The organism is Phormidium sp. FACHB-1136 (assembly GCF_014697375.1).
Lineage (GTDB): Bacteria > Cyanobacteriota > Cyanobacteriia > Phormidesmidales > Phormidesmidaceae > Nodosilinea.
Genome location: NZ_JACJRS010000059.1, coordinates 1 through 24,987 on the forward strand (window position 1 = coordinate 1; position 24,987 = coordinate 24,987).

Sequence of the window (24,987 nt, forward strand, 5' to 3'; positions counted from 1 at the left end):
TACCCTAGCCCGACGGCAAGGCTGGCGAACCGTGCCTCAAGCCCTCAGACTTTGGGCCAATCGGATCCACTATGTTTTTTCTTTACTCGTATGAAACCACCCTGCCTTTCCAAGGGGGGCTAGGGGGGATCAATCCCTGGCAAGGTCAGCATCGATGACTTGTGTGTACTTAGTAGAGGCTGGGCTGAATCTGCCCTTGGCGCACCGTCAACACTTGGGAGGTGGTTTTCCACTGGCTGTCAAAGGCTCCCAGGTGGGTGGTGGTGATGATGGTTTGAAAGCGATCCTGAATCGCCTCCAGCAGTTGATTTTGGCGGTGTAGGTCGAGTTCCGCCAGCACATCATCCAACAGCAGCAGGGGCGGTTCCCCAATCACCGATTCAATTAGGTGGAGTTCCGCCAGCTTTAGGGCCAGCACCAGGGTACGCTGCTGGCCCTGGGAACCATACTGGCGGCTAGGGGTGTCGTTGATGATCAGGTCAATATCATCTCGGTGGGGGCCAACTAGGGTGGTGCGCTGGTGCTGCTCGGCCACGGCCCGCTGCTGAATTTTGTCCAGGAAATTGGCTTGGATGGTCTGGACATCCCCTGTGTTGCCGTCTGGGGACAGGGGGAAATCTTGCAAAGGCACGTTGGGTTGGTAGTGCAGGTGCAGGGTTTCTCGCTGGCCGCTGATGGCCTGGTGCCAGTTTTGGGCGATGGGGGCAAGGCGCTGAATGGCCCTCGCCCGCCGCCGCATCACATGGGTGCCCAGGGTGGCCAGTTGGGCATCCCACAGAGCTAATTCGGTGCGGTCGGAGGACGTGTCACTATCGCTACTGCCATCCCCATAAAGACGCTTAATCAGGGCGTTACGCTGCTTCAGAACTTGGTTGTACTGGCTTAGGATGTGGGCATAGATCGGCTCTAGCTGCACCAGCAAGGTATCCAACCAGGCCCGCCGTTCCCCCGGCCCCCCTCGCACCAAGTTCAGATCCAGACTGGAAAACTGCACCGCATTCAGGGTGCCCAGGCTATCGAGTTGTCGCCGCAGCTTTTCGCCGTTGAGGATGGCCGTGCGCCGCCCCGCCGCCCGCAGTACCAAGGCAATCTCCGCTGGCCCTAAATCTCGCTGCACCGAGGCGCTGACCTGGGCCAAGGGCTGATCCTGCTGCACCAAGTCTCGATCTCGGCTGGTGCGGTGAGACTTGAGCGTGGCCAATAGCTCCACTGCCTCCAGCAGGTTCGACTTACCTTGGGCATTGTCCCCCACCACAATGGTTTTGGGAGCCGTGAATTGCACAGCCTGCTCACGGTAATTGCGAAACTGTTTGAGGGCCAGGTAGGTCAGGTACAACGGGGATGACGGGGGGGAATGGGGGCATTGGGGGCGGCGGGCTGGGCCAAAACGGTAACCAGTTCGTCTAAAAATTGGGCCTGGGCTTTAATAATGCGCTGTTTAGCCTCCTCCAGCGGAAACCAGGCCGCCTGATCCACCTCCGGGAATTCCCGCATTCGCCCAGAGTTGGGGGGCCATTCTAAGGTAAAGGTATTGCTGTGGAGGGTTTCGGGATCAAAGTCGCCCTCAAAGGCCCAGGCAAACACCAGCTTTCCCCCCGACTGCCGGACGGTACGCAACGCCTGAAACTGCCCCTCGGCCCGCTGTCCGGTTTCCTCCTGAAATTCCCGCTGGGCAGCGGCAAAGGTGTCTTCGCCCGGATCAATTTCTCCCTTAGGAATCGACCACGCCTGCCACTGACGATTGACCCAGTACGGCCCCCCGGAATGCACCAACAGCACCTCAATGCCTTGTTCAGAGCGGCGGTACATCAGCAGCCCTGCACTCTTTTTGGCCATCACCCGCCACGGATTTAGCGACCTTTGCATTTTATCGGCTTATCGGTGTTCCTAGGCAGGGGAGTGGGAGAGTCGGGAGTGGGAGTCGGGGGTCGGGAGTTGGGAGTCGGGAGTTGGGAGTCGGGAGTCGGGAGTCGGGAGTCGGGAATCAGCAAATTCTCTGCCTTCTGCTTTCTGCCTGCTGACCGAATGAAAAGTGGCAAAGTGGGCCTTCAGGGGAGAGGGGCAAGTTGCTAGGATATTGCCCAGGGTATTGAGATGACTGGCAAGGGGAAGAGGGTTATCAATGGTTGGTATAGGGAGGCTAGGCTGGGGTTGGGTAGTGGCCTTGGGAGTGATGGGAACGGCTGGGACGGCTTTTGGGGAAACTCCAGAGCCAGCCATTCAGGAAGCCGAAACCCAGGAGGCCGAAACTCAGGGTGTAGAGACGCCTGAGGCTGAAGCTGTCCAATCGGTGGATAGTCCTGAGAGCGAAACTGTGGACAGGGAAGCTCAGGAGGTAGAAGCGGAAGAGGCTCAGGCAGAAGACGCCCCGTCGGAGGTTGCTCCAGTGGCGAGGCCGACCACCTTTCAGCAGTGGTGCGAGGCCAAGGATAGCCTATCGGAGGGGCAGCGCCATACGGTGGAGGTGCTGTTGACGGAATTGGGGGTGGAAAACTGCACCCAAGCAGGGCGGCGGGCCTCGGTGGTTACGCTACTCAACCTATCGCACCAGGGATTAACGGATATTGCCCCCCTGGCCAGTTGGCCCCAACTGACGCATCTGCTGTTGCACAACAACGCCATCCAAGACCTACAGCCCCTCGCCGCGATGCCCAACCTCTCCCGGCTTTATCTCAGCAATAACCAAATTACCGACCTCACCCCGCTGTCCAACCTCGACAACCTCCGAGTGTTGGGTTTGGCGAATAATCCCCTCGGCGACTTGCAGGGCTTAGCCCCACTTACTGCACTGGAAGATCTGCACCTCAGCCAAACTCAACTGCAATCCCTGGATCCGCTGGCATCCTTGACGAGTCTCACCACCCTCTACCTCAACCACAATCAAATTACCGACCTCACCCCGCTAGGGTCTCTCACCGCCCTGGAGGTGCTGGATCTCAGCGCTAACTACATTGAGGACATCACCACCCTCGCGACCCTAGAGAACCTGCGCTACTTGAACCTCAATCGCAACCGCATTCAGAATGCCTCGGTGCTGCGAGCCATGCCCAGCCTGGGGCAAGTGTATTTATATAACAACCCCGTCAACCGCATGGGGTGCCCCACCAACCCTAACACCCTCTGTTTGATGTAGGTTGGCTTGAGGTAGGGCTGACGGTGGGATCATTCAAACTGGGGGGGCAGTTCTGAGGGTGACAGGCCGTTGGGGCTGGAAAGTCGGGGTGTGGTCAGGGGATCGCCTGGTTTACCTACCGCTGCCGCTGCTGCCGCCGCTGCTGCTGCCGCTGCCCCGTCGTCACCGTTACCACTCGCCCCACTAGCAGTAGCGCCGCCGCCGGAGGGAACGGTTGGGGGCGGGAGGGCGACAGTGGCCAGGGTAAACGACCGCTGTACCTGCTTGCCATCGCGGTTGGTAACCTGAAGCGTAATTACGGTGGAACTGGTTTCGGTGCTGAGGGGTAGGGGCAGGCTGCCTTGGGGGGGCACATTGCCAGGGACGGGCAACAGGGTGACCGTGGTGCCGGGATTGGCCTCCACCTGCCAAGACACCACCAGTTGGGGCGGTGGCTGACCGGGGGCGAGGGGAACGGTATATTTCGGCTGCATGGGCTGGCCATTCACCAAAAAGTTGAGAATTTGCGGGGGGCGGGCCTCAATCAAAATCGGTGCTGTGGCCAGGGTAATGGGGGGATCGGCGGGGCCATCCATGGGAATGACCGTCAGTTCAAAGATGTAGCGTCCGGCCTGACGCACCCCCGTTTGCAGGTTCTCACACACCAGCACCGCCTCCAATCGGCAAAACTCCTGGAGGGGTTCGGGAAGCCCCTGCCTTAGATCAATCTGGATGGGGGGAAAGACAACGGTGCCCTCCGGGTCGCGCCCCACCAGTTGGAGGGCGGCAACACGCTGGGGGTTGGCAATGGCCCAGTTGAGGCGAATCCCGTAGGGTACAGGCTGGGGATTGTTGGCGTTGTCACCGTTACCGTTGGCCACGGGTTGAGCGCTGGGCGGCGCTTCTGGGTAAATGGGCTGGCTGGGCGTAAAGGCGAGAATTTCGGGCTGGGGAAAAGGATCGACGGTGATGAGGGCCGAGTCTAGGGAATGGGGCGATAGGCGACCCCGACCGGGCGAAGGAAAGGCGGTGAGGGTGAACTGATACTGTCCGGGCTGGCGGGCGTCGGTGAGCACGGCGCGACAGGTGAGCAACACCCGACTTAGGGTGCAGAAGGGTTCCAGGTCTGGGGGCAAGCCCTGGCTGAAATCGTAGACCATGGGGCCACTGGTGATGGTGCCCTCTGGGGATTGCCCCACCAGTTCTAGGCGCTGCAAACGGCGGGGCTGGCTAATCTGGAAGTCCAGCCGCACGGCATCGTCGTTGGCTTCACTGTATTGGGGATCGGCGGGGGCCAAACGTACCACCTGGAGCGGTGCCGGGGGCCGCAAAAACAGCCACCACAGCAGCCACAACCCCGCCGCCAAACTGCCGATGGCCAGCAACACCAGGGGCAACACCTGCCACCAGGGGCGTGACTCCCACAGCAAAAAACCCTGCATGGGAATCTCCGGCAGGGGGTGGTTGTCCACATCCTGGGCTTCCACGGCAAAGTTAATCACCCGTCCACCCCCCACCCAGGGTCGTTTGCGGCGGGGCTGGGGCTGCACGGTGAGTTGGGTGGTCTGGGTTTGTTGGGGGGCGAGGATTAACTCTGGCGGATCTAGGGTGAAGGTACACAGATTGCCACCATCCAGGGGCAGGGCTTGGAACTGGATGGTGCGGGGGGTATTACCCTGGTTGCTGGCCTGCACCATATATTGCCCCGGCTGGTTTTGCACCCGACTGACCAAGGTACGAAAGCTGAGATTCACCTGATACACCGGGAGGATGTCTAGGTAGAGCAAATCCAGCAGGGTCAGGTCGGGCTGGTTTTCCGATTGCAGTTGTAGGGTACCGACATAGCTGCCTGCCAGGGTGTTCAAGGGCACCGTTAGCAACACTAAAATCGTGCCCTGGTCGTTGGGGTTGAGGTCGAGGTATTGCTCCATGAGCGACAGCCCCACCGCCTGAAACCCCTGGGGATAGGTAATCGTCAGCCACTCCGGCGGCAGATCTAGACAGCGCAGCCGAAACCGATCCACCCGCTGGCCTCGGTTGTGGACGACTACCTGAAGCTCCAGGGTATCGCCAGGGGCAAGGCGGTTAGGGCTGGCGGCACGGGTGGGAGGCAGCAGAAAAAAGGTGGGATCGCTGGCCTGATCCCCATCCTCGGCGGCGGGCAATACCTGAATCCGCTGCTCAAATCGCTGGGGCGGACTGCTGGGGTAGTGCTGGGGCGAATCCACCACCAGGGCATAGGTGTAGTATCCGGCCATGGCGGTGGCGGGCACCAGAAAAGTGAAGATGGCCTCCCGGCTTTGGTCGGGGCCAAGGGCTAAGCGCTCCTGGGTAGATGACACCCAGGCATAGAGGGAGGCGGGCAAATCCTCCAAAAACACGTCAATAATGGCGCTGGTGTCACCCTTGTTGGTGACCGTCACGCTGAGGGTTACGGTTCCCCCCGGTGTCACCAAACTAGCCCCGCTCAGCATCACGGCCAGGGGCGCAGCGGTGGCGGTGGCTGGCCCGTCTTCTCGTCTACCCGCCCGCTGGAGCGACAAAATTCGGGCACGGTATTGCATCGGTGATCCCCCCGTCGGGAACCGATCCTCATCCCATCCCTCACCCTCGGCAGGGGATAACGCCTGGACATAGCCCTGGGTCAGCAGGGGGGCGATCCGCTGCTGGGCCTCCGCCTCGGTTGTCCCCAACTGTTGGGCAATGTCAGCCAGGGTCACCGTGGGTTGCCGAATCAACCACACCATCAGTTGGCGCTGCTCCAGGGGTAGACTCAGCATTTCGGCCATGCTGAGCCCTCCCCAAGTCTCCCCAGCGGCAGACTCCCCCGACCAGCCAGAACGCTGAAACCCTGGACGTTGAAACCCTGAACCTGTCATCGCCGCTTCCTATTCTCAGGGGTTATCCCACCGTGCTTAGGGGAAATTATAGTCTGGTCCACTCCGTTCTCAAGGGGTATTCAGGGAATCTGAGGCTCTACCTAGGCCCGGAACTTGGCGGTGACACGGGCCATAGCTTCCACCACGTTCTCGCGGCTGTTGAAGGCGGAGATGCGGAAGTAGCCCTCCCCAGCGGCCCCAAAGCCAGATCCGGGGGTGCCCACCACGTTGCAGGTGTGCAGTAGCTTATCAAAGAAATCCCAGCTCGATAGGTTGTTGGGGGTCTTCACCCAGACGTAGGGTGCGTTGACGCCGCCATAGACGCTGATGCCTGCCGCCGTGAGTTGCTCGCGAATGATGCGGGCGTTTTCCATGTAAAAGTCAATCAGCGCCTTGGTTTGGGCTTGGCCTTCGGCGGAATAGACCGCCTCAGCCCCCCGCTGCACAATGTAGGAGACGCCATTGAACTTGGTGGATTGGCGACGGTTCCACAGGCCGTGCAGTTCTACTTCGCTGCCGTCGGCGGCTTTGCCCTTGAGGGACTTGGGCACTACGGTGAGGGCACAGCGAGTCCCGGTAAAGCCAGCGTTCTTAGAGAAAGAGCGAAACTCAATGGCGCATTCCCTCGCTCCCTCAATTTCGTAGATAGAGTGGGGAAGGGTGGGGTCGGTGATGAAGGCTTCGTAGGCGGCGTCAAACAGGATGATGGAGCCATGGGCGCGGGCGTAGTTCACCCAGGCTTGTAGGTGCTCCTTGGTGGCGACGGCCCCGGTGGGGTTGTTGGGGAAGCAGAGGTAGATCAGGTCTACCTTTTCGCTGGGAATGCTGGCGGTAAAGTTGTTTTCGGCGTTGATGGGCAGATAGACCAGCCCTTCGTATTCGCCGTTGTCTTTCACGACTCCGGTGTGGCCCGCCATCACGTTGGTATCCACATAGACGGGGTAGACCGGGTCGGTGACGGCGATGGAGTTGTTGTCGCCAAAGATGTCTAGAATGTTGCCGCAGTCGCACTTGGAGCCATCGGAGATGAAGATTTCCGAGGCGTCAATGGCGCAGCCGCGAGATTGGAAGTCGTGCTGGGCAATTTTTTCTCGCAGCCAGCCATAGCCCTGTTCGGGGCCATAGCCCTTAAAGGAGCCACGATCCCCCATGTCCTGTACCGCCTGGATCATAGCGTTGCGGCAGGCTTCGGGCAGGGGTTCGGTGACGTCGCCAATGCCCAATTTGATAATTGGCGCATCGGGATTCGCTTCCACGAAGGTGTTCACCCGACGGGCAATTTCGGGAAACAGGTAGCCCGCCTTGAGTTTGAGGTAATTGTCGTTAATAGTAGCCATGCTGGTTTGTGTCGCTTTGTTACTTAACCCAGATTACCGCCATTGCCGGGACGTTTTGGGTTGGAGTTCGCCCAGGGCACCCCTGGGGAAGCGCCCATCTCGCCCGATGAGGAGGCTAAAGCCCTAGGCCGTGATCGGTTCTCAGGGTGCCCAGCGCTCCAGAATAGACCAGTCCTCGCCGGGTATCGAGGGTGAGGATGGTGCCGTCGCGGATGATTTCCGTGGCGTTTTTCACCCCCACAATCACCGGAACCCCCAGCCGCAGGCCAATCACCGCAGCGTGGCCTGTGAGGCTGTCGTCTTCGGTAATAATGCCGCCGGAACGACGGATGGCCTCGACAAAATCGGCACTGGTGCGGGGAACAATCAGAATCTCGCCCTCGTTAAAGTCGCTGACATCCATGCCGCTGTGGGCCACCCGTGCCCGACCGCTGACAGAAGCTTCGCCAATGCCCACGCCTCGGCCCAGCACCGCCGTTACCACGTCCACCTTAATCAAGTCGGTGGAACCCGATACCCCTTGCAGGGTGCCCGCTGTCAGCACCACCAGATCGCCATCGTTGAGCAGGTGCTTTTCCTGGGCCACCCCCATCGCCGCCTGGAAGGTTTGGGTGGTGGAGGGGAGATCCAACACCAACAGCGGCTTGACCCCCCACACCAGTTGCAGTTGGCGGGCTACATTCACATGGGGGGTAATGGCCAAAATGGGCGTTTGGGGCCGATATTTCGACACATTGCGGGCCGTAGCTCCGCTTTTGGTCAGGGTCATAATCGCCGCTGCATTGAGCTGGGAGGCAATCCGCCCCACGGCCTGACTAATGGCATTGGGAATCGACCAGGCTCCAGTGTTCTCTAGCTCGCGGTTGCCCAAGCCTTCCTGCTCCGTGCGCACCGCCACCCGTGCCATGGTGGCCACGGCTTCGACCGGGAACTTGCCCACCGCCGTTTCGTTGGAGAGCATCACCGCATCGGTGCCGTCCAAAATGGCATTGGCCACGTCGGAGACCTCGGCGCGAGTGGGGCGGGGGTTGCCCACCATGCTATCCAGCATTTGGGTGGCGGTAATCACCGGAATGCCCAGGGCATTGGCGGTGAGGATCAGGCGCTTTTGCAAAATCGGCACCTCCTCGGCGGGCAGTTCTACCCCCAGATCGCCCCGCGCCACCATCACCCCGTCCGACAGCGACAAAATCGCCTCCATCTGCTCAATGGCCTCGTGCTTTTCGATCTTGACGATAACGGGCACATTTTTCCCGGCTTGGGCAATGATTTCCTTAATTTCCAGCACATCCTGGGGGTTACGCACAAAGCTGAGAGCCACCCAGTCCACCCCCTGATTGAGGCCAAACATCAGGTCTTCCCGATCCTTCTCGGTCAGGGCTTTGATGGAGAGGTAGACCCCTGGAAAGTTCACCCCTTTGTTATTCGTCAGCAGGCCCCCAACCACCACTCGACAGTGGAGTTCCTGGGCCTCGATATCCACGGCTTCCACCTTCATTTCCACCTTGCCATCGTCCAGCAAAATGGTGGAACCCACCGGAACTTCCTCCGCCAGCTTGTCGTAGGTAACGCAGGCCCGTTCCTGGGTGCCCAAAATGCGCTCGCTGGTGAGGACAAAGGGATCGCCCTTGGCCAGTTGAATCGCCCCCTGCTCAAACTTACCCAGGCGAATTTTTGGCCCCTGCAAATCCTGCAAAATGCCGACGGGCTGATTCAACTCGAAGGACACCTGGCGAATGAGGCGGATACTGCGCTGGTGATCTTCGTGGCTACCGTGGGAAAAGTTGAGCCGTAGGGTGGTTGCTCCGGCTTCAATCAGGGCACGGAGCACGTCAGCAGTCTGGGTTGCGGGGCCGATGGTGGCGACAATTTTCGTACGGCGGCGATTGGTACTCAGCGGCATAGTGATCTCTCTAACATGACTGAACGACAACCCAGAGGCATCTAGAATCAAGGGCTAAGCCCGTTTGGATGCCCAGCAGACAACATCTATATCCAGGCAACCTTTACATCAAGGCAGACAACCTTTACATAAAACTTGGGATTTTGTCACTCTAAAGCAAATCTGAGCGCAAACATCGAGGCCAGCCCAAGACTTTTACCACCGCCGTCCAGCCAAGCTGGCTCTGCCCGCTAGGGCCACCACCTAATTCCCAGACCCTAGCCCCAGGATTTGACCGCTGAATGGCCCACCCTGGGTGCTTCGCCCCTACCAAGCTGAGATTTTGTCCCCTTTCCCGTCACAAAACTTTATTAACGCGGCGTCGTAACGTATACTACCGAGGATATTGGTGTAGGAGCGTGCAACATGTCGGCGGCAACCGAGCCCCTGACGATACGAAAAACGGTGCCCCCTGAGTTGCTGAAAGCTGAGGGTGGTTTAAGTCCTAATGCCCTGATGTTCATGGCCTCCGTAGGTCTGATTAGCATTTCCACCGTGGGCTATTTCCTCTGGGGTTGGCCCGGTTGGTGCGTGTTTTTGATGAACGTCCTGTCTCTGCATCTGGCGGGGACGGTCATCCACGATGCCTCCCACCACTCTGCCCATCGCAATCGCAAGGTGAATGCAATTTTGGGCCATGGTAGCGCCCTGATCCTGGGCTTTTCCTTTCCGGTGTTTACCCGTGTCCATCTGCAACACCACGCCCACGTGAACGACCCCGAAAACGACCCGGATCACTTTGTCTCCACCGGGGGGCCGCTGTGGCTGATTGCCGCCCGCTTCTTCTACCACGAGATTTACTTCTTCAAACGCCAACTCTGGCGTAATTGGGAGCTGCTGGAGTGGTTCCTGGGCCGTTTGGCTGTAGCGCTGCTGGTGTTTGCCGCCTGGAAGTTTGACTTCCTCGGCTACATCTTCAACTTTTGGTTTTCCCCAGCCCTCGTCGTCGGCATTGCCCTAGGCTTATTTTTCGACTACCTACCCCACCGCCCCTTCGAGGAACGAGATCGCTGGAAAAATGCCCGCGTCTATCCCGGTGCCGTGCTGAATATTCTGATCATGGGCCAAAACTACCACCTGGTGCATCACCTCTGGCCCTCGGTGCCCTGGTACAAATACAAGCCCACCTACGAAGTCATGCGGCCCCTGCTAGACGAAAAGGGTTCTCCCCAGTCCCTAGGATTGCTACAAGTGAAGGACTTCTTCAGCTTCCTCTACGACCTCTTTCTCGGTATCCGGTTCAAGCGCCATTAAACCCCACCACCATTGTAGGGGCAGGGGTTCCCTGCCCTCCCAGAGGTCTCAGGTGACGATTGGCTTATTCCCCTGCGTCTTGGCTTTGAAGCAGTTTGCCTTGGTATTTGTGGGCGAGGAGAGAGGAGACCTCGCCCCTACGGTGGGGGGCTGGGCTGGGTAGGGAGATGACTAAGAATGACTAAGAAACCTGGCCGTTGCGGGGTTGGGTTTGGTGGATGCCAAAGGCAGGGGCGGTGTAGTCCTCTGGTAGGTAGTCGGCGGGGATGGTGGAATGGTTGCCGTCGCGCAGGGCGGTGTAGCCCGGTGAGAGGATTTCGATATCGGCGGCGTTGCAGTGGTCTTGGATATTTTGGTGCAGAGCCGAGTAGATTAGGGGCATTTGGTTGGGGGCGGCAGTGTAGGCGCTGAGGGTGTAGCTCACGTTGAAGTCGTTGAGGGCCGTTTGCAGAACGAAGGGAGCGGGAGTGGCTTGGATGTTGGGGGTGGCGAGGGCCGCTTCGATCATCACCGCGTGGATTTTGCGCCAGGGCACATCGTACCCCAGGGTGACGGTGGTTTGCAGCACCAGATAGCCCCCGGCTTCGCGGCAGATGGCGCTGAAGTTGGTGACGTTGCTGTTGAGCACCGAGGCATTGGGGATGGTGACGGTTTCCTGCCTAGGCGTGATCACGCGGGTGACAAACAGGGATTTATCCTGCACTTCGCCCAGGATGTTGTCGATGCGGATGAAGTCGCCAATCCGAAAGGCGCGGGTGTAGATCAGGATAATTCCGGCTAGGGCGTTGGCTACGGCGGAGGAGGATCCCAAGGTGAGCAAGGCCCCCACAAACAGCGACACCCCCTGGAAGGCGGGCGACCCAAATCCGGGCAAAAACGGCCCAGCAATAACGAAGGCGATGGCCGCAATGAAAAACGTGGCCAGACGGATGGTAGGTGACACCCATTCGGGGTAGAACCAGGGGTACACATCCTGCCGCCCCAGTTCGATAATCACCTGCTTGGCAAATTCGATCACGTAGTAGGTGATCAAGGCCAAAACCCCCAGCATCAGCAGGTTGGGCAGGTAGGCCACAAACCCCTGGGCTAGGGCGCTTAATCGATCCGCAATGTCCCGCAGCAGGCTGTCTCCAATCGCTTCGGTGGCCGGAAACTGGCTGAGCACAAAGGGCACATAGAGGTAGAGGGCAAACAGCATCAGCCCCATCCGCAGCAGTTGAATGAGGCTCTGAAGCAGGTAGCTGGTGGCTCCGGCTCCCAGTAGGGGAATCGACCGGATCCGTAGCGCTAGGGTGCCGTTTTCCCGCTGGGTTTGAATGCGGCTGGACAGCTTAGAGCAGAGGAAAAACAGCCCGCGCAGAAAAATCACCAGAATTAATGTGCTGACCACGATGGCCACTAAGTTGATGGCCGTCCGTTGTAGGGTGCGGGCCTCGCGATAGTCGATTAGGGCCTGCTGAATCCAATCCACCGCCATGGCAGCAAGTTCTGGATGGGGCCGACCGTAGATCGCCTCATCCGCTGGGCGAATGGTAAACAGCACCTTGTCCCCAGCCCAAATGACGCTCTGGGTCTCCCCCGTTTCCGCCCGAATGTCGTCGGGGGTAATGCTGCTGTCAACCACCGCCGCCTGAATGCGCTGGGTGAGGATGGCGGCCCGTTCCTCCGCAGAGACCCCCTCAAGGCCCACCTTGACCCGAAATAACTCCTTGCCATCCAGCACCACCGGAAAACCGTCAATGGCATTGCCCACTAAACGGCCCGATGGACTTGACTGGCTCAAGGGGGCATTCGACGGACTGGGGGATTCCCCTGGAGTCGTTTCGTCCGCCGTCGTCTGGGCAACGAGCGGCTGGGGAACGAGGGCATTGGCCCCCCCCGGCATGGTGCGGACGCCCCCCATCAGCAGCGCCAGCAGCAACGCTACCGTCACCCAACATAATCGCCATCGCCATCGATCCCTAGAGCGAACGCCACGGGGGGCAGCGGGGCTGGACTGGCATCGATATTTGGCGTGGTTACGGCCCATCCGTGGTTTTGTCCTTAGGATCGTGGATTATTGATGAAGGCTGAGGGTTGCGGCAGGAGACCGAGCGCTAGGCTTGATATTCCCGTTGGTCGGCCAGTTTGCGGATGGCAACCTGCACCGACATCCCTAAATAATCCGAGGCATCCCCCATCCAAGAACCCGACAAGGGCATCACTTGATTGGGATGGCGGGCAATGGCCACGGGCACCAGATCAAACCCCTCACTGATGCGGTTGGTGGGGTCATAGTTTCGCCAGCCAGCACCGGGTAGGTAAACCTGAAGCCAAGCATGGGTGGCTCCGGATCCGGTCATGCCTACCTCGCCCCCGTCGAGGGCCGCATCATACAAGTAGCCGCTGACAAACCGACAGGCCAGTCCCAACCGTCGCAGCGCCTCGATCATCAACCACGCATAGTCCCGACAGGTGCCCATTCCGGTACGCAGGGTGTCACCGGGGGATTGAGTGCCCTCCGCCTCGCGGGCTTCGTACTTCAGGGTGCGGTGGATGGTGTCCATCATGCGGTCGATCACATCCAACGTGCCGTCTTGGTCGCCCAGCACAAATCGCCGCGTCCAATCTGCCACAAGGCCATCAAAGTCCTCGGCGTGGGGCCGCATAAACACCGACAAATCCGTCCATTCGTCCGGCGTATACTGCACAGGCAGTTCCTCCGCCCTAGAGTCGAGGGGAAAGTCTTGCACCGCTCGATAGCCGAAGTGTTCCCCCTGCACATGGTAGGCGACGGTTAGTTCTTCCCCTGGGGCTTGTAGGTCAATCACCGCCACGTTATTGGAGAGGGTATCCATCATCCAACGCACCTGGGAGGGCAGGTTGGTGTCTAGGCGGTAGCTCAGAATACGCCCGCCATAGCTGCCCCTCGGCAAAAAAATGGCGCGATGGGGACCAAAGGTGACGGGCTTGGCGTAGCGATAGGTGGTGATGTGTTCTAAATCGTAGATGACGCTCATGGCAGCTCAACCCAAATAGACCGAGCTATCCTCGGTTTTATGGATCCGAAACAATAGAAGCCAGCGAGTCTATCCCCGAAGGAGGTAGAAGCGATCCAGGTGGCCTAGGAACTTAAACATGGGCAGAGCGAGACTCGAACTCGCATGACCGAAGTCGCCACATTTTGAGTGTGGTGCGTCTACCAATTTCGCCATCCGCCCTTGGATGAGCCCTCATTATACTCAATTGGGCGGTTTTTCACCAGATCATAGTAGACCTGGCTGCTGGCCCAGCGTTCAATTTCCTTTGCCCGCAGCACAGGGACGGGGTGAGTGAGACCCTGGGTGCGCAGTTGTTTGAGGGCATCGCCTAGGGCATCCTGGCTGAGATCGTCGTAGGCGCGGGCTTGATCGAGGAAGGCATCCACACTCAACTCGGCCACCAGAGAGGGGGATCCGCCACAGAGCTTCATCAGTAAGGAGGCCACAATCCGGGGATCCTGGGCCACGAGCAGGGCAGCGCGATCACAGGTAAATTCTGCACAACGCACCCACTCCATCAGCCGATTTTGTAGGCCTTGGGCAATGCCGTCGCCAAAGGGTAGTTGACTCGCCGCCAGGGTGAGGAGATTGGCCACCGTGAGGTAAAGGCTATGGTCACACTTGAGATGGCCCAGTTCGTGGGCGATCACCGCCTGGGTTTCCTCTGGGGTCAGCAGTTCTAGCAGGGCGGTGTGGATGACAATAAAGGGCCGCTCCCCGCGCATGGCAAAGGTGTAGGCATTGGGTACCGGGTTCTGCCGCACATAGAGTTGAGGCACGTCGAGGTCGAGAATTTGGCAGGCTTCGGTAAGGGCCGCGTGGAGGCTGGGCAGTTGACGGTTGCTGACCTGAATGCTGGAGGCCAGGTTTTCTAAATGGAAAAACGACTCGGCTAGGGGGGCGACCACTAGTCGCACCAGCACGTCCAGCCCTGGCAGTTGTTGCAGAGATCGCGTCGCCTCTAGATCGAGGGGATGGCGAAACTGATTGGCTTGGAGGCCACGAAGCAGCGTTTTACCGAGCATAGGCATTACCGGACGGGGCAACGGAACAACGGGGAATGTCCGTGAGTTTATCCTAAAGTAATACAGCAGTGAAAACAGCACCCTTGTGAGGCCAGCGGCGTGACTCTCCCGGAATTTGGACTACTGCTGATTTCTGTGATGGCCAGTAGCCTGGGGCAGTTTTGCCTGAAATTTGGGGCGGGGCAGTTGGGCCAAGTGACCGGAGAAAACGCCCTCAGCCACATTTTGCGCATCGCCACCACCCCAGCCCTACTGGCGGGGTTAGCCGCCTACGGTATCGGAGCAATTTCCTATATTTTGCTGCTTACCCGCGTCAAGCTCAGTGTGGCCGCTCCTTCTGCTTCTTTGATCTACCTTGCCTCGGTGTTGATGGGCTATTTCTTCTTTAACGAAGCCCTTCCTCCAGTACGGATCTTGGGGTTGGGGTTTATTATGTTAGGGGTGGTACTCGTGACCACCCGCTAGAGAATTTTGCAGGGCGCTGCAAGCTAGGCTGCGTCGGCCCCTGCTTTCTGGGCCTATCGCTGATCCGATAGCCAATCAACTAAGGATTCGGGTTGATGCAGGTGAGGCGACCCTCCTGGTTAATGGGCTCCAGGGCGGGTTGAAAGCCGGGATAGCAGCGCACTAAAACCTGATCGTTGCTGCGGGTGATGTAGAGGACGTGGATGGGGTTGCCATTGAGGATGGCGGGCACCAGGCGAGGCGGCTGGGGGGCCGTAGACCAAGCCGGAGCTACAGACCACAGGCTGAACCCCAAGACCCCAACGACCGCAAGCATCCCTAGGGTAATCCAATGGCGCAATTTCCATGGCGTAAAGCGAACGTGGGCACGGACGACAAGCCTCTGAGCCATCTGTTGAATCGTCATGGTGAGTACCTCGGTGCGAGAGATTGTCTTTTATCCTCCGCCATTCCACTTTGGAACCCGCCAAACTTAAGACAGTTGTAATGTGTTGGGGCTGGCATCGATTGGGGCTTGGGTAGACCAAGGGAATCGGCAAGGGCTAACCATGAATCCCCCCGCCCCCCTGGGGTTGATAGGAGGGCAAGGGGTGTGATGATGCTCCTAAACTACCAGGCCAAAAGCGCCCAAAATCATCTTCAGTAGAGAGCTGACGATGGCTAGGGCTAGGGATCCCATAATGGCGCTCCAAATGCCCCAGCGCAGGCGAAATCCTTCGACCATCCAAGCCGCAAAACCAAACACAATAATGGAGCCTAGCAGGGGCACAATGCCTAGGGTAAAGAGCCAGGTGATCGTGCGAATCACGTCGGGGAAAAAGCCCCAGATGCCATTAAACGCTCCAATGATAGCCCCGCCCAACAGTGCCTTGACAGGGCTGTCAATGTCAACACCAATGGGCGGAATCTTAGCGATGATCAGCAGGCTGACCGCTAAAACTAAAACACTAATCAAAAAGTAAATCAAAGCATCAGCCATCGGATGTATACCTCACACGTAAACGAAAATCGGTGGTTGGACGAATCGAGAGAGCGTCAAAGTCGCTAGCCCACTCTCAGGAGTCAGCCTGACGGCCTATTGCAGATGTCTATCCTAGGGGGTGATGCCTCGTTTTCCTAGTGATAGAAGTCCGATAACGTCAAATCTAGGGCTCCAATCGTGGGGTTAGGGGGTTAGACCTAGCGATCGAGCAAGGGCTTTGAGCACATCAGACTCGCGCTCGCTAATCCGGCTCCCGCCAACGCCGAGGAACCCACCTTCGCGCTGGTATTCGGCTACCCGCTGCGCCACAGACATTAACCAGGTCTTAAACTCGGTGGCCTGGGCTCCGGTTACCTTGGTATCGAGGATGGCCGAAATTGCTTGAAAACTTTCCACCGCTCGATCACGGGCATCCTTGGGCTTTTTAAAGGTCTGAATAATTCCCAACAGTTCAAACTGTTTTTTAAGGATTAACTGCTCCCCAGTCAGAGGCTCTTGGGCATCGATTTCGGACATGGCGGCTACGAGGGCGGGGATCAGTTCTCCAGGCAAATCCGTACGCCTTACATCTTCGGTGACAATTTTTACCCCAGCAATCAGCTCTTGTAAAAAAGAAATGGGATCAACCTTGTCCGCTAAACAGACGGCCATGACCGCTTCCATCGGCGCTTGCAGGAGCTTTGTCCATTCTTCTTCTGTAAAGTTTTGCCGCATCGTCTTACCCCAGAAACAACAGTGGCTTACTCAGGCATACCATATTGGTTCAAAATATGAAATTCCTAGGGCGTCCCGGCGTCCCCCCTATTCTGCATTCGGCCTAGGCTTGAACTGGGTAAGCCAACGCGAAGTTCCCAGCGAATCCGGGCTTGGAGCGAGGTTGGTCGAAGGAGAGACGACTGGGGCAATCGTGATGTGGATCACAGTTTTGTGGGGTGGTCTTCGGTTACCTGTGAAGGGGCATCTGGCGAGGGGATATCCTAGGGTAAGCCTAGGGAGCGTGCCACTCGTCGTTCAGGGTGTTCTAGTGAATGTGTTCTGGTGAAGCCGCTATGTTGTTTTCCCCCGATGGCGATACCTCGTTTGGAATGAGCGCCACTGATCTGGTGGATGATCCGCCGCCGGGAATGCCATTGCCCTCCGAGGCCAGTCCTGGGGGATCATCCCCAGCCCCCGACACTACCCTGTGCTTTGAGGGACAGTATGCGGGCCACATGGATATGGCGGCTCCGTTATCCACCGTGGGCGACTACCTCAACTGCCATCGGGGCTGGTTTACCCGCTGCGCCCACCCCATGCAAGTCTCACCCATTTCCGACCATGGCTATGCCCTGGTGGTGGGGCATTTTTCGGTGCTGGGCTATGAGGTGGAACCCCAGGTGGGACTGTACCTTTCTCCCCTCGACCACGGGGTCTATCGCATCGACACCATCCCGATTCCAGGCTATGTGCCCCCCGGCTACGATGTGGATTTTCAATCAGCGCTGCACCTCATCGAAGGACAAGATCCTGAGGGCAATCCGCTCACCCAAGTAGACTGGCGGCTAACGCTGACGGTACACATCCATAAACCCCGGTTTCTCAATGCCCTACCCCAGTCCCTCGTCAAAGCATCGGGGGATAAACTGCTGAACCAGGTGGTACGCCAGGTTTCCAAGCGGCTAACCCGCAAAGTGCAAGAGGATTTCCACAGCAGCTACCATTTGCCCCTACCCGATAGCTACCATCGCCATCATTTTTGGTCTCATTGGGGCAAACCCGCCGCCCATCGGGAGAGTAACCGTCCGGAAACCTAAAGCAAACCCCGCCGCCTAGAACCGAGACAGCAGGGCTATGGGAATCCCCTGGGGGATTTCTGTAGGAATTATCCGTAGGGGTGTGGTGCGAAACGCTACAGGTTAGACAGTAGGCGCTGCACAATCTGTACCCCGGTGAAGGCTTGCCAGCCAAACAAGCCCACCAAAATAACATTGAGGGAAATGTGGCTGAGACGGGCCGTTTCGCTACCCTTTTGCATAAAGGGCACCAACGCCGCCGAGGTGGTAATTAACCCAGCCATGCCGAGACCCACCAGGAGGTGTGGCCCCACAAACAGTTTGCCACTTTCGAGGTAGGTGGCCCCCATGCCGCCGATGGTGCCTAAGACCATAAACGCCATCAGCACCGCTCCCACCTTGTGGTGCTTGAGGGCAAACTTGCCCTTGATCAGTTCTTTGCGGGTTTCGGCATCGGCAAGGCGGGTGCGACGGGCCTGAACCCCTAGATACATGGCGTATAGGGTCGTCGCGAACAAGACCCACATCAGCATGGGATGGACGAAATTAAGCCAGGGTTGGAAGGTGTCTGCGGTCATAGCGAGGAGTGGAATGGTTAAGTTTTCTTACATGAGTATACGGTTAAGTCTATAGCCTTGGCAAAGCCCCACCGATGTTTACCGCTAGCGATCCAAAGCAATTCAACCACCTCCTACCCCGGCCTCCTGGAGGCTGGCTTGATCCTGGTGGCTACGAAGGGTCAGGCACGGGATAATCAGTCACGGGACAGTTAGCCTCGGGACGGTTAGCCACGGTGGGAAAAGGAGCGCAAGTTTGGTCGGGACAAGGGGGATAGGTCGGTTGGTAGAGGTCGGCGCGTTGACCAAAGAGTTGGTAGCGATGGTCGCGAATGTAGGCGTAGACTCGGTCACCTGTCGGTTTCGCACCGGGTAAGGCCCGATAAGCGGCGATTAACCCTTGCAGAAGGGGCATCTGGCGACCGATCTCCTCGGCGGCGTCGCTCCCCTGCCAGCGACGATGGGGTTGGGCAAGGTCAATGAGCATCATGCCCGCTTCGCCATCGGCGGGGGTGAGGTCGAACGGGGCGAGGGCGGCGGCGTCCTGCATGGGCACATACTGAAAGCGTTGGCCCTGATCGACACCCTCCAACACGCGCACCAGATTGACACAGAGGTTGCAGTTGCCGTCGTAGATGACGCAGTACATGGTGGAAAGGGAATCTGCGATAGGGTGTAGCCGTATCTTAATCGAAATCGGTAGTCGAGACCTTCCTTCCTAGGCTGATCGGAGGTGGAGGCCCGATCCAGCCGATATGATGGAGACCCATTGACCATGATCATGCTTCAGAGTCCGTTCGGGTATTGCCTAGGGTTCCTCTCCGGCCGCGGGCTGGGCTGGCAGATGGGAACCTTAGGCTTGGGACTCTCTGGGTGGATGGAGGGTGGTGTGGCCCTAGCCGATGGTGTGGTGGTGGTGGCGCTGGTGATGGTATCCGCCGTATTGTGGCGACTGGGCGGGGCGGGGCGGGGGTCGCTGTGGAATCGGGCCGTTTCGACAACGGTGCAAGGCAGCCTGCAAGAAACCGCCGAACGCCTGAATCTAGCCCTGAGTGCGGCGCAGATGGGGGCTTGGGATTGGAACTTGAGCCAGCAAACCCAGTTTTGGTCGCCCCAAAGTAAGCGGATTTTGGGGCTAGATCCAGACACCTCCCTCCATCGGCTTGAGCAATGGCAGGACTTTATCCACCCCGACGACTGGCCCGCCACCCAAGCCACCGTGGAGCAAGCGATAGCCACCCAGCAAGACTTCACCCATCAGTATCGGGTACGGTGGCCCGATGGTACTTGGCACTGGGTCAGCCTCTATGGGCGGGTGGTCAACCAGGGGGGCGACCAACGCCTAGTGGGGGTGCTGCAAAATATCACCGACCGTAAGCAGGCGGAATTGTCGCTGCGCACCAGCGAAGCCCGGTTTCGGGCGGTGTTTGAACAGGCGGCGGTGGGCATGGCGCGGCTGTCACCGGAGGGGCGATGGATTCAGGTCAATCAGAGGTTGTGTGATCTCCTCGGTCGGCCCGCTGAATCGCTGTTGGGGCAGCACTTTTCGGTGGTCACCGACGCAGCGGATCAGAGCCAGGACGCTATGTACTACCAGCGGTTGATTCGGGGCGAACAGCGATCCTGCCAGTTTGAAAAACGCTATCTCCATGGTGAGGGTCATGCCGTGTGGACTTTAGTGACCGTTTCCGTGGAAAGCGACGAATCCGACGACATTGCCGCCTTTATCGCCATTATTGAGGACGTTACTGAGCGCAAGGCCGCTCGCGAGGAGCTACTACGCCGAGCCGAAGAACTAGCCACCACCAACCTCATGCTGGCCCGCACCACCGCCCTGCTGGAACGGCGCAACAGCGAACTCGACCAGTTTGCCTATGTTACCTCCCACGATCTCAAGGCTCCCCTACGGGCCATTTCCAATCTGGCGGATTGGATCAGCGAAGACTTGGCAGGGCAGATCCCTGAGGAAAATCAGCGGCAGTTAGCCCTGCTGAAAAGTCGGGTGCAGCGCATGGAGGCGCTGATTAATGGTCTGCTGGAATATGCCCGCATTGGTCGTCGCGAGCGGCCAATCACGGAGGTGGACGTGGCCCAACTGCTCCATAGCGTGATCGATTCCCTCGCGCCCCCCTCCGGTTTTCGGGTGCAGGTGGCCGACGAAATGCCCAGACTCTACACCCACCAAACCGCCCTCGGCCAGGTGTTCGCCAATTTAATTGGCAACGCCATCAAGCACCATCACCGAGGCCAGGGCACCATCACCATCCACTGCCGCACCCAGGCAGATGCCCTAGAGTTCTGCGTCAGCGATGATGGCCCCGGCATTGCCCCCCAGTACCACGAAAAAATCTTCACCATTTTCCAAACGCTCAAGGCCAGGGATGACTTTGAAAGTACGGGGGTTGGCCTTTCGGTGGTGAAGAAAATTGTTGAATCAGAACAGGGCCGAGTGTGGTTAGTCTCGGCCCTGGGAGAGGGAAGTCGGTTTTATTTTACCTGGCCGCTAGCGGAGGGGTAAGGATTCGATCCTAAGATTGCGCCGACCGATCTAGCTGGCCATGCATCGACCTAATTGTGTCTCCATTGCCCCCTAACGAACATTCATCTGCTTCGCCATGTCCTTAAAGGGAGACAGGCTGGGGCCGGGACGACGGCGGCGGGGCATCGTGGGGCCAGTGAGATAGCTGGCGGCAAAACTTGGCACGGGGCTCGCAGGTTTAGCGGCTTGGGGTGCCGCCGGAGCGGGCTTGGGGGCGGGGGTGGTCGCAGCGGGTTGAGCCGTAGCCGGAGCGGGGGCGGCGGGCTGAGGGGCGGCGGGCTGGACGGGAGCCTCGGCAGGGGCAGCGCCTTCGTCGAGTTCCATAAAGAACTCAGACTTTTTACCAATGCCAAACACGCCCAAGATAGCCTTGAAGACGCCACCAATGATGCCAAAGATCGACTTGATAAAGCCCATGGGTATATCCTTCTAAACCTGCTTTTCTGAATTAATTATCAAGTTCCGTTACGCTCTCTCATCCAACCAAGGCCGATCTAGATACAAAAGTTAACCTAACGCAACCCTAGGCTAAGGCCCGTTGATAGAACGCTTGCATGGATCGCTGCCACTGCTGGCGGGAGGCTTCCCAGGTGTAGAACATGTGACCTCCCCGGAAATGTTGCAGGGTGAGGTTAGCTTGCAGTTCGGAGCTAAGGGCCATCAGATCCACCAGCAGGTTGGAGGCAAAGTAGGGGGTCACGAGATCGTAGAAGCCGTGGTTGATGGCCACCTGCATGTGGGGATTCAGGGCCATGGCCACCCGCAGATCGTCCACTGAACCCACAAACCCCTGTTTCGAGTCTTTTTCGGACAGGAATTTCCAGGCTTTGAAGACCTCGTCATTCAGCAAATGGTAGGTGAGCGGGGTAGAAATCCCTAGGGTGCTACGCAGGTGGTGGTTAATGGCTCCAGTAAACAGGCGATCCAGGCCATCTAGGGTGGGGTCGGTGCCTTCGTTGAGGGGGCGATCCGGGAAGGGATCGATAGCCGTGACCGAGGCATCGTAAAGCCCCAGGGTGCGATTCTGATCCCGCAGGAGTTCCCGCGCAAAGACATCAATGCCAAGCCGTCCCCGATGGCGCTGTACCAAAGCCAAAGGCAGCCCCGTCAGCGCGGCCATGTCGCCGTAGACCCGCTGGCGGTCGGCTTCGGTAGCAAGGTTACCCTGGGCCAAAAAGGGGATCAGGGTTTGGCGGGCAAAGGTTTCGGCCTGGGCGCGGTGGGCTTCGGGGCTGGGGGGGGATACCCGACCATGGTGAACCGCCGTTGCCGCCATCGACGGAATGGCGGTGGCCCAGCCCATTAGGCTGTAGTCGGTGCCGCCGAGGAAGTCAAACTCCAGTACCGGGGAAATAATAATCGTGCCGTTTAGCCCAACGCCAAAGCTCTGTTGCAACTGGCGGGCCAACTTAGCCACCCGAAAGCCGCCATAGCTTTCTCCGGCGATGAAGATGGGCGACAGCCAGCGGTTTTGGGCGGAAAGATAGCCCTGAATGAACTCCCCCAACGCCTTGAGGTCTCGTTCGGTATCCCAAAAGGTTTTGGCTTTTTCTAAGGTGGCGGTCGCCGAGGAGGAATCGCCCTTGGGGCTTGTTGTCGATCCTTCTGCGCCGTTGCTGGAATCGCTGGCCTTCGGTGCCGCCTTCGCCCCAGGGCTTTCTTCCTTGGCCAATACCCGGCTAAAGCCCGTCCCCAGGGGATCGATAAACACCAAATCCGTAAACGATAGCCAGGTTTCGGCATTGTCTTCAATCTGCACAGGCGGTTTAGGCAAACCACCCTCGGTCTCAAACACCACCCGCTTTGGCCCCATTGCCCCCATGTGTAGGTAGGCCGAAGCCGCCCCCGGCCCCCCATTCACCACAAAGGTGATCGGGCGCTGGCTGGGTTCCGCATCGTCCACGGTATAGGCAACGTGGAACAATTCGGCCACGGGCTGATCCTGGTCATACAACACCTGCCACTGGGCATCGGCGGTGTAGGGGATCATGCCCTGGGGGGTGGCGAGGGTGTGTTGGGTAGTACAGCCCTGGCGGCTGGGGGAGGCAGAGGTCATGGCAGGAATGGGCTTGAAGGGTGATGGGGAAAAGGCTGGCAACAGTCTGGGTATCTCTACCCTAAAGCCAAGCTCCTTGAAATTCCAAACCCTATTTTTCCTACGGGCATCCAGCGGTGTGCCCCAGCCTCGGCGCTAACCATTTCTGATCCCCATAAAAAAGGACAGCCCTAAGACCGTCCTCTGCGGAGATTGCATCATGGTTGAACCGGACAAACTTGTTCGCGCAGTTCATGCGAAAAGATTAAATCTAAATCATTAAGCCAGAGCACCTTAGTCTCAGGAACCCTAGGCCAGAGTTTCGGGGCAATAGCCCAGCCCCATCACAAACTGGCGGCGGAAGGCTTCAATTTCATCACGATCAGGCCGACCGTGGGAAACGATGGCGACTTGGTAGCGGCGCATCACATCCACTGGAGACTGACCCGTTTCGAGCCCCCACAGGGCCATGCGAACGCGGATGCCGGGATCGTAAGCGATTCCCAGTTCGTTCATGTAGGCTCGGAAATCTTCGGAGTCGTCGGCACAGATGCTGTCGTTCATTTTGACGCGGATCACCCAGCCGTCGATCTGATGGATCACCGTCATAAATTCGAGGGGTAGCCTGGGAGTGCCCAGCAAATGCTCGACCACTCGAAGGGTCAGGCTAGCGTTCGCGAGATAGTAGGTGTATTCCATCGGATGACCTTTGACCAGGTGCTACAGTTTCTATTGTTGCGCCCAGGCCCGCTTTCCGTTAGGGGCATTCCCCCCGTCCTGCACTGGGTGTATACCCCCAACCTTTCTGACCTATGCCCGATCAAGACTCCCTGGACTTTTCCCTCGCGGCCTATCAATACCATCTGCCCCCAGAGCGCATTGCCCAAAATCCCGTCACCCCAAGGGATACCTCGCGTCTGCTCGTGGTCGATTCCCGCACCAGCTACCGCCACCAGCATTTCTATGATCTACCCAACCTATTGCAACCGGGGGATCTGCTGGTGGTGAACAATACCCAGGTGATCCCCGCCCGACTGCTGGGGTATAAGCCGGAGGGGGCCAAGGTGGAGGTCTTTTTGCTGGAGGAAACGGGGCACCACCAATGGCTGGCGCTGGTGAAACCCGGTCGTCGCCTCAAGCCGGGGGCGATCATCCACTTTGGCCATGATCCCCAGCGGCCCGACCTCATCGCCCACGTTCTGGAGACCGATCCCGACACCAACGGACGCCTGCTGCGGTTTGAGGTTGGCGAAAATCAGCCCCCAGGCGAATCCCTCTATGCCCTGTTCGAGCGGTTGGGTAATGTCCCTCTCCCCCCCTACATCACCGAGACTACCGCTTCCCCTGATCAATACCAAACCATCTACGCCGAAACGCCAGGGGCCGTAGCCGCACCCACCGCAGGGCTGCACTTCACCCCCCAGGTATTTGAGGGACTAGACCAACGGGGGATCGCCCGTGCCCAGTTGACCCTCCATGTGGGGGTCGGCACCTTTCGGCCCGTGGAAGCCGAGAACATCCTGGAACACAAAATGCACGGCGAGTGGATTGATCTCCCCGCTGACACCGTAGAGAAAATCCTCGCCACCAAGGCCAACGGCGGGCGGGTGATGGCCGTGGGAACCACCGTCGTTCGCGCCCTAGAGGGAGCGGCCCAAAGGGGATCGCTGGAACCGCTCCAGGGCAAAACAGAACTCTACATCTATCCCGGCTACCCGTTCCGGGTGATCGACGGCATGATTACCAACTTTCACCTACCTGGATCCAGCCTGATGATGTTGGTGAGTGCGCTGATTGGTCGCGAGCGACTACTCAGCCTCTACGAAACCGCCATCCAAGAATCCTATCGGTTCTACTCCTTTGGCGATGCCATGCTGATTCTGCCCGAAGCCAAGATCCCGTAGGGTGCAGTGCTTCTCGAAGGCACCGTCCTTGGTCAACGCTGTAGCGGTAACGATAAAGCCTTGCCCCATATGGAGTACGCTGCGCTAACCCATCCGACCGAGGGCTAGCGATGGCCTTACCTTTAAGCTGTCTCACCTCCTTAGGATTGACCGTCGCACATCAA

The 24,987-nt window shown here is 58.6% G+C and carries 22 protein-coding genes and 1 tRNA gene; 6 read left to right on the top strand and 17 right to left on the bottom strand.

Going from position 1 to position 24,987, the window contains the following annotated elements; all coding sequences use genetic code 11:
• Window positions 1-169 precede the first annotated feature (169 nt).
• Both recF and H6G62_RS16810 read right to left on the bottom strand, forming a co-directional pair.
• Window positions 170-1,336 carry a DNA replication/repair protein RecF gene (gene recF, locus H6G62_RS16805; protein WP_190497199.1) on the bottom strand — a complete coding sequence of 389 codons (1,167 nt, stop codon included), beginning with the start codon at window positions 1,334-1,336 and terminating at the stop codon, window positions 170-172.
• The gene (locus H6G62_RS16810) at window positions 1,327-1,866 is read right to left on the bottom strand and encodes an NUDIX domain-containing protein (protein ID WP_206755649.1); all 540 of its coding nucleotides are present in this window, start codon (window positions 1,864-1,866) and stop codon (window positions 1,327-1,329) included. Before H6G62_RS16810 ends, recF begins: the two co-directional genes overlap by 10 nt.
• A gap of 307 nt (window positions 1,867-2,173) precedes the next feature.
• Between H6G62_RS16810 and H6G62_RS16815 the strand changes: the two genes are divergently transcribed.
• Window positions 2,174-3,133: a leucine-rich repeat domain-containing protein gene (locus H6G62_RS16815; RefSeq protein WP_190497201.1), complete on the top strand. Its 960-nt coding sequence runs from the start codon at window positions 2,174-2,176 to the stop codon at window positions 3,131-3,133.
• 29 nt (window positions 3,134-3,162) lie between these two features.
• Here the strand turns inward: H6G62_RS16815 and H6G62_RS16820 are convergent, their stop codons facing one another.
• From H6G62_RS16820 to pyk, 3 genes are all read right to left on the bottom strand, one after another.
• Complete coding sequence (locus H6G62_RS16820) at window positions 3,163-5,991, bottom strand: hypothetical protein (protein WP_190497203.1); 2,829 nt, start codon at window positions 5,989-5,991, stop codon at window positions 3,163-3,165.
• 101 nt (window positions 5,992-6,092) lie between these two features.
• Complete coding sequence (locus H6G62_RS16825; RefSeq protein WP_190497204.1) at window positions 6,093-7,328, bottom strand: LL-diaminopimelate aminotransferase; 1,236 nt, start codon at window positions 7,326-7,328, stop codon at window positions 6,093-6,095.
• A gap of 115 nt (window positions 7,329-7,443) precedes the next feature.
• The gene (gene pyk / locus H6G62_RS16830; RefSeq protein WP_190497206.1) at window positions 7,444-9,231 is read right to left on the bottom strand and encodes a pyruvate kinase; all 1,788 of its coding nucleotides are present in this window, start codon (window positions 9,229-9,231) and stop codon (window positions 7,444-7,446) included.
• Between the two features lie 405 nt (window positions 9,232-9,636).
• Here pyk and crtR point away from each other — a divergent pair, with 405 nt between their 5' ends.
• The gene (crtR, locus tag H6G62_RS16835; protein WP_190497208.1) at window positions 9,637-10,524 is read left to right on the top strand and encodes a beta-carotene hydroxylase; all 888 of its coding nucleotides are present in this window, start codon (window positions 9,637-9,639) and stop codon (window positions 10,522-10,524) included.
• A gap of 181 nt (window positions 10,525-10,705) precedes the next feature.
• On the opposite strand, the gene H6G62_RS16840 is transcribed toward crtR, so the two are convergent.
• The 4 genes from H6G62_RS16840 to H6G62_RS16855 form a co-directional block, all read right to left on the bottom strand.
• Entirely contained in the window at window positions 10,706-12,553 is a 1,848-nt protein-coding gene (locus H6G62_RS16840) for a mechanosensitive ion channel family protein (RefSeq protein ID WP_199325067.1), read from the bottom strand.
• Between the two features lie 67 nt (window positions 12,554-12,620).
• Window positions 12,621-13,523 carry a transglutaminase family protein gene (locus tag H6G62_RS16845; protein WP_190497209.1) on the bottom strand — a complete coding sequence of 301 codons (903 nt, stop codon included), beginning with the start codon at window positions 13,521-13,523 and terminating at the stop codon, window positions 12,621-12,623.
• Window positions 13,524-13,642: 119 nt separating this feature from the next.
• Window positions 13,643-13,724: transfer RNA gene (locus tag H6G62_RS16850), tRNA-Leu, on the bottom strand.
• Entirely contained in the window at window positions 13,703-14,569 is an 867-nt protein-coding gene (locus H6G62_RS16855) for a M48 family metallopeptidase (protein ID WP_242052133.1), read from the bottom strand. The genes H6G62_RS16850 and H6G62_RS16855 overlap by 22 nt, the downstream gene beginning before the upstream one ends.
• Before the next feature lie 99 nt (window positions 14,570-14,668).
• On the opposite strand from H6G62_RS16855, the gene H6G62_RS16860 reads away from it, so the two are divergent.
• Window positions 14,669-15,034, top strand: coding sequence for an EamA-like transporter family protein (locus H6G62_RS16860; RefSeq protein ID WP_190497212.1), 366 nt, complete (start codon window positions 14,669-14,671; stop codon window positions 15,032-15,034).
• 79 nt (window positions 15,035-15,113) lie between these two features.
• Here H6G62_RS16860 and H6G62_RS16865 read toward each other — a convergent pair whose 3' ends face one another.
• The 3 genes from H6G62_RS16865 to H6G62_RS16875 all read right to left on the bottom strand — a co-directional run bounded on the left by H6G62_RS16865 (window position 15,114) and on the right by H6G62_RS16875 (window position 16,730).
• Complete coding sequence (locus H6G62_RS16865; RefSeq protein ID WP_190497215.1) at window positions 15,114-15,440, bottom strand: hypothetical protein; 327 nt, start codon at window positions 15,438-15,440, stop codon at window positions 15,114-15,116.
• 198 nt (window positions 15,441-15,638) lie between these two features.
• Window positions 15,639-16,013 (bottom strand): phage holin family protein, encoded by a 375-nt coding sequence (locus H6G62_RS16870; RefSeq protein ID WP_242052134.1) that lies wholly within the window; start codon window positions 16,011-16,013, stop codon window positions 15,639-15,641.
• A gap of 186 nt (window positions 16,014-16,199) precedes the next feature.
• Window positions 16,200-16,730, bottom strand: coding sequence for a hypothetical protein (locus H6G62_RS16875; RefSeq protein WP_190497217.1), 531 nt, complete (start codon window positions 16,728-16,730; stop codon window positions 16,200-16,202).
• A gap of 335 nt (window positions 16,731-17,065) precedes the next feature.
• On the opposite strand from H6G62_RS16875, the gene H6G62_RS16880 reads away from it, so the two are divergent.
• Entirely contained in the window at window positions 17,066-17,809 is a 744-nt protein-coding gene (locus H6G62_RS16880; protein WP_199325068.1) for a DUF1997 domain-containing protein, read from the top strand.
• Between the two features lie 95 nt (window positions 17,810-17,904).
• Here the strand turns inward: H6G62_RS16880 and H6G62_RS16885 are convergent, their stop codons facing one another.
• Together H6G62_RS16885 and H6G62_RS16890 are read right to left on the bottom strand one after the other, a co-directional pair.
• Window positions 17,905-18,366, bottom strand: a complete 462-nt coding sequence (locus H6G62_RS16885) for a DUF4079 domain-containing protein (RefSeq protein ID WP_190497219.1) — start codon at window positions 18,364-18,366, stop codon at window positions 17,905-17,907.
• Between the two features lie 151 nt (window positions 18,367-18,517).
• Window positions 18,518-18,994 carry a DCC1-like thiol-disulfide oxidoreductase family protein gene (locus tag H6G62_RS16890; RefSeq protein WP_190497221.1) on the bottom strand — a complete coding sequence of 159 codons (477 nt, stop codon included), beginning with the start codon at window positions 18,992-18,994 and terminating at the stop codon, window positions 18,518-18,520.
• Between the two features lie 195 nt (window positions 18,995-19,189).
• Between H6G62_RS16890 and H6G62_RS16895 the strand changes: the two genes are divergently transcribed.
• On the top strand, window positions 19,190-20,863 hold the full coding sequence (locus tag H6G62_RS16895) for a PAS domain-containing sensor histidine kinase (protein ID WP_190497223.1): 1,674 nt from the start codon (window positions 19,190-19,192) through the stop codon (window positions 20,861-20,863).
• Window positions 20,864-20,935: 72 nt separating this feature from the next.
• Here the strand turns inward: H6G62_RS16895 and H6G62_RS16900 are convergent, their stop codons facing one another.
• The 3 genes from H6G62_RS16900 to H6G62_RS16910 all read right to left on the bottom strand — a co-directional run bounded on the left by H6G62_RS16900 (window position 20,936) and on the right by H6G62_RS16910 (window position 23,618).
• On the bottom strand, window positions 20,936-21,301 hold the full coding sequence (locus H6G62_RS16900; RefSeq protein ID WP_190497225.1) for a hypothetical protein: 366 nt from the start codon (window positions 21,299-21,301) through the stop codon (window positions 20,936-20,938).
• A gap of 106 nt (window positions 21,302-21,407) precedes the next feature.
• Window positions 21,408-22,940 (bottom strand): peptidase S10, encoded by a 1,533-nt coding sequence (locus H6G62_RS16905; protein WP_190497227.1) that lies wholly within the window; start codon window positions 22,938-22,940, stop codon window positions 21,408-21,410.
• Window positions 22,941-23,228: 288 nt separating this feature from the next.
• Window positions 23,229-23,618, bottom strand: coding sequence for a hypothetical protein (locus H6G62_RS16910; protein ID WP_190497229.1), 390 nt, complete (start codon window positions 23,616-23,618; stop codon window positions 23,229-23,231).
• Window positions 23,619-23,731: 113 nt separating this feature from the next.
• On the opposite strand from H6G62_RS16910, the gene queA reads away from it, so the two are divergent.
• Window positions 23,732-24,823, top strand: a complete 1,092-nt coding sequence (gene queA / locus H6G62_RS16915) for a tRNA preQ1(34) S-adenosylmethionine ribosyltransferase-isomerase QueA (protein ID WP_190497231.1) — start codon at window positions 23,732-23,734, stop codon at window positions 24,821-24,823.
• Window positions 24,824-24,987 lie beyond the last annotated feature (164 nt).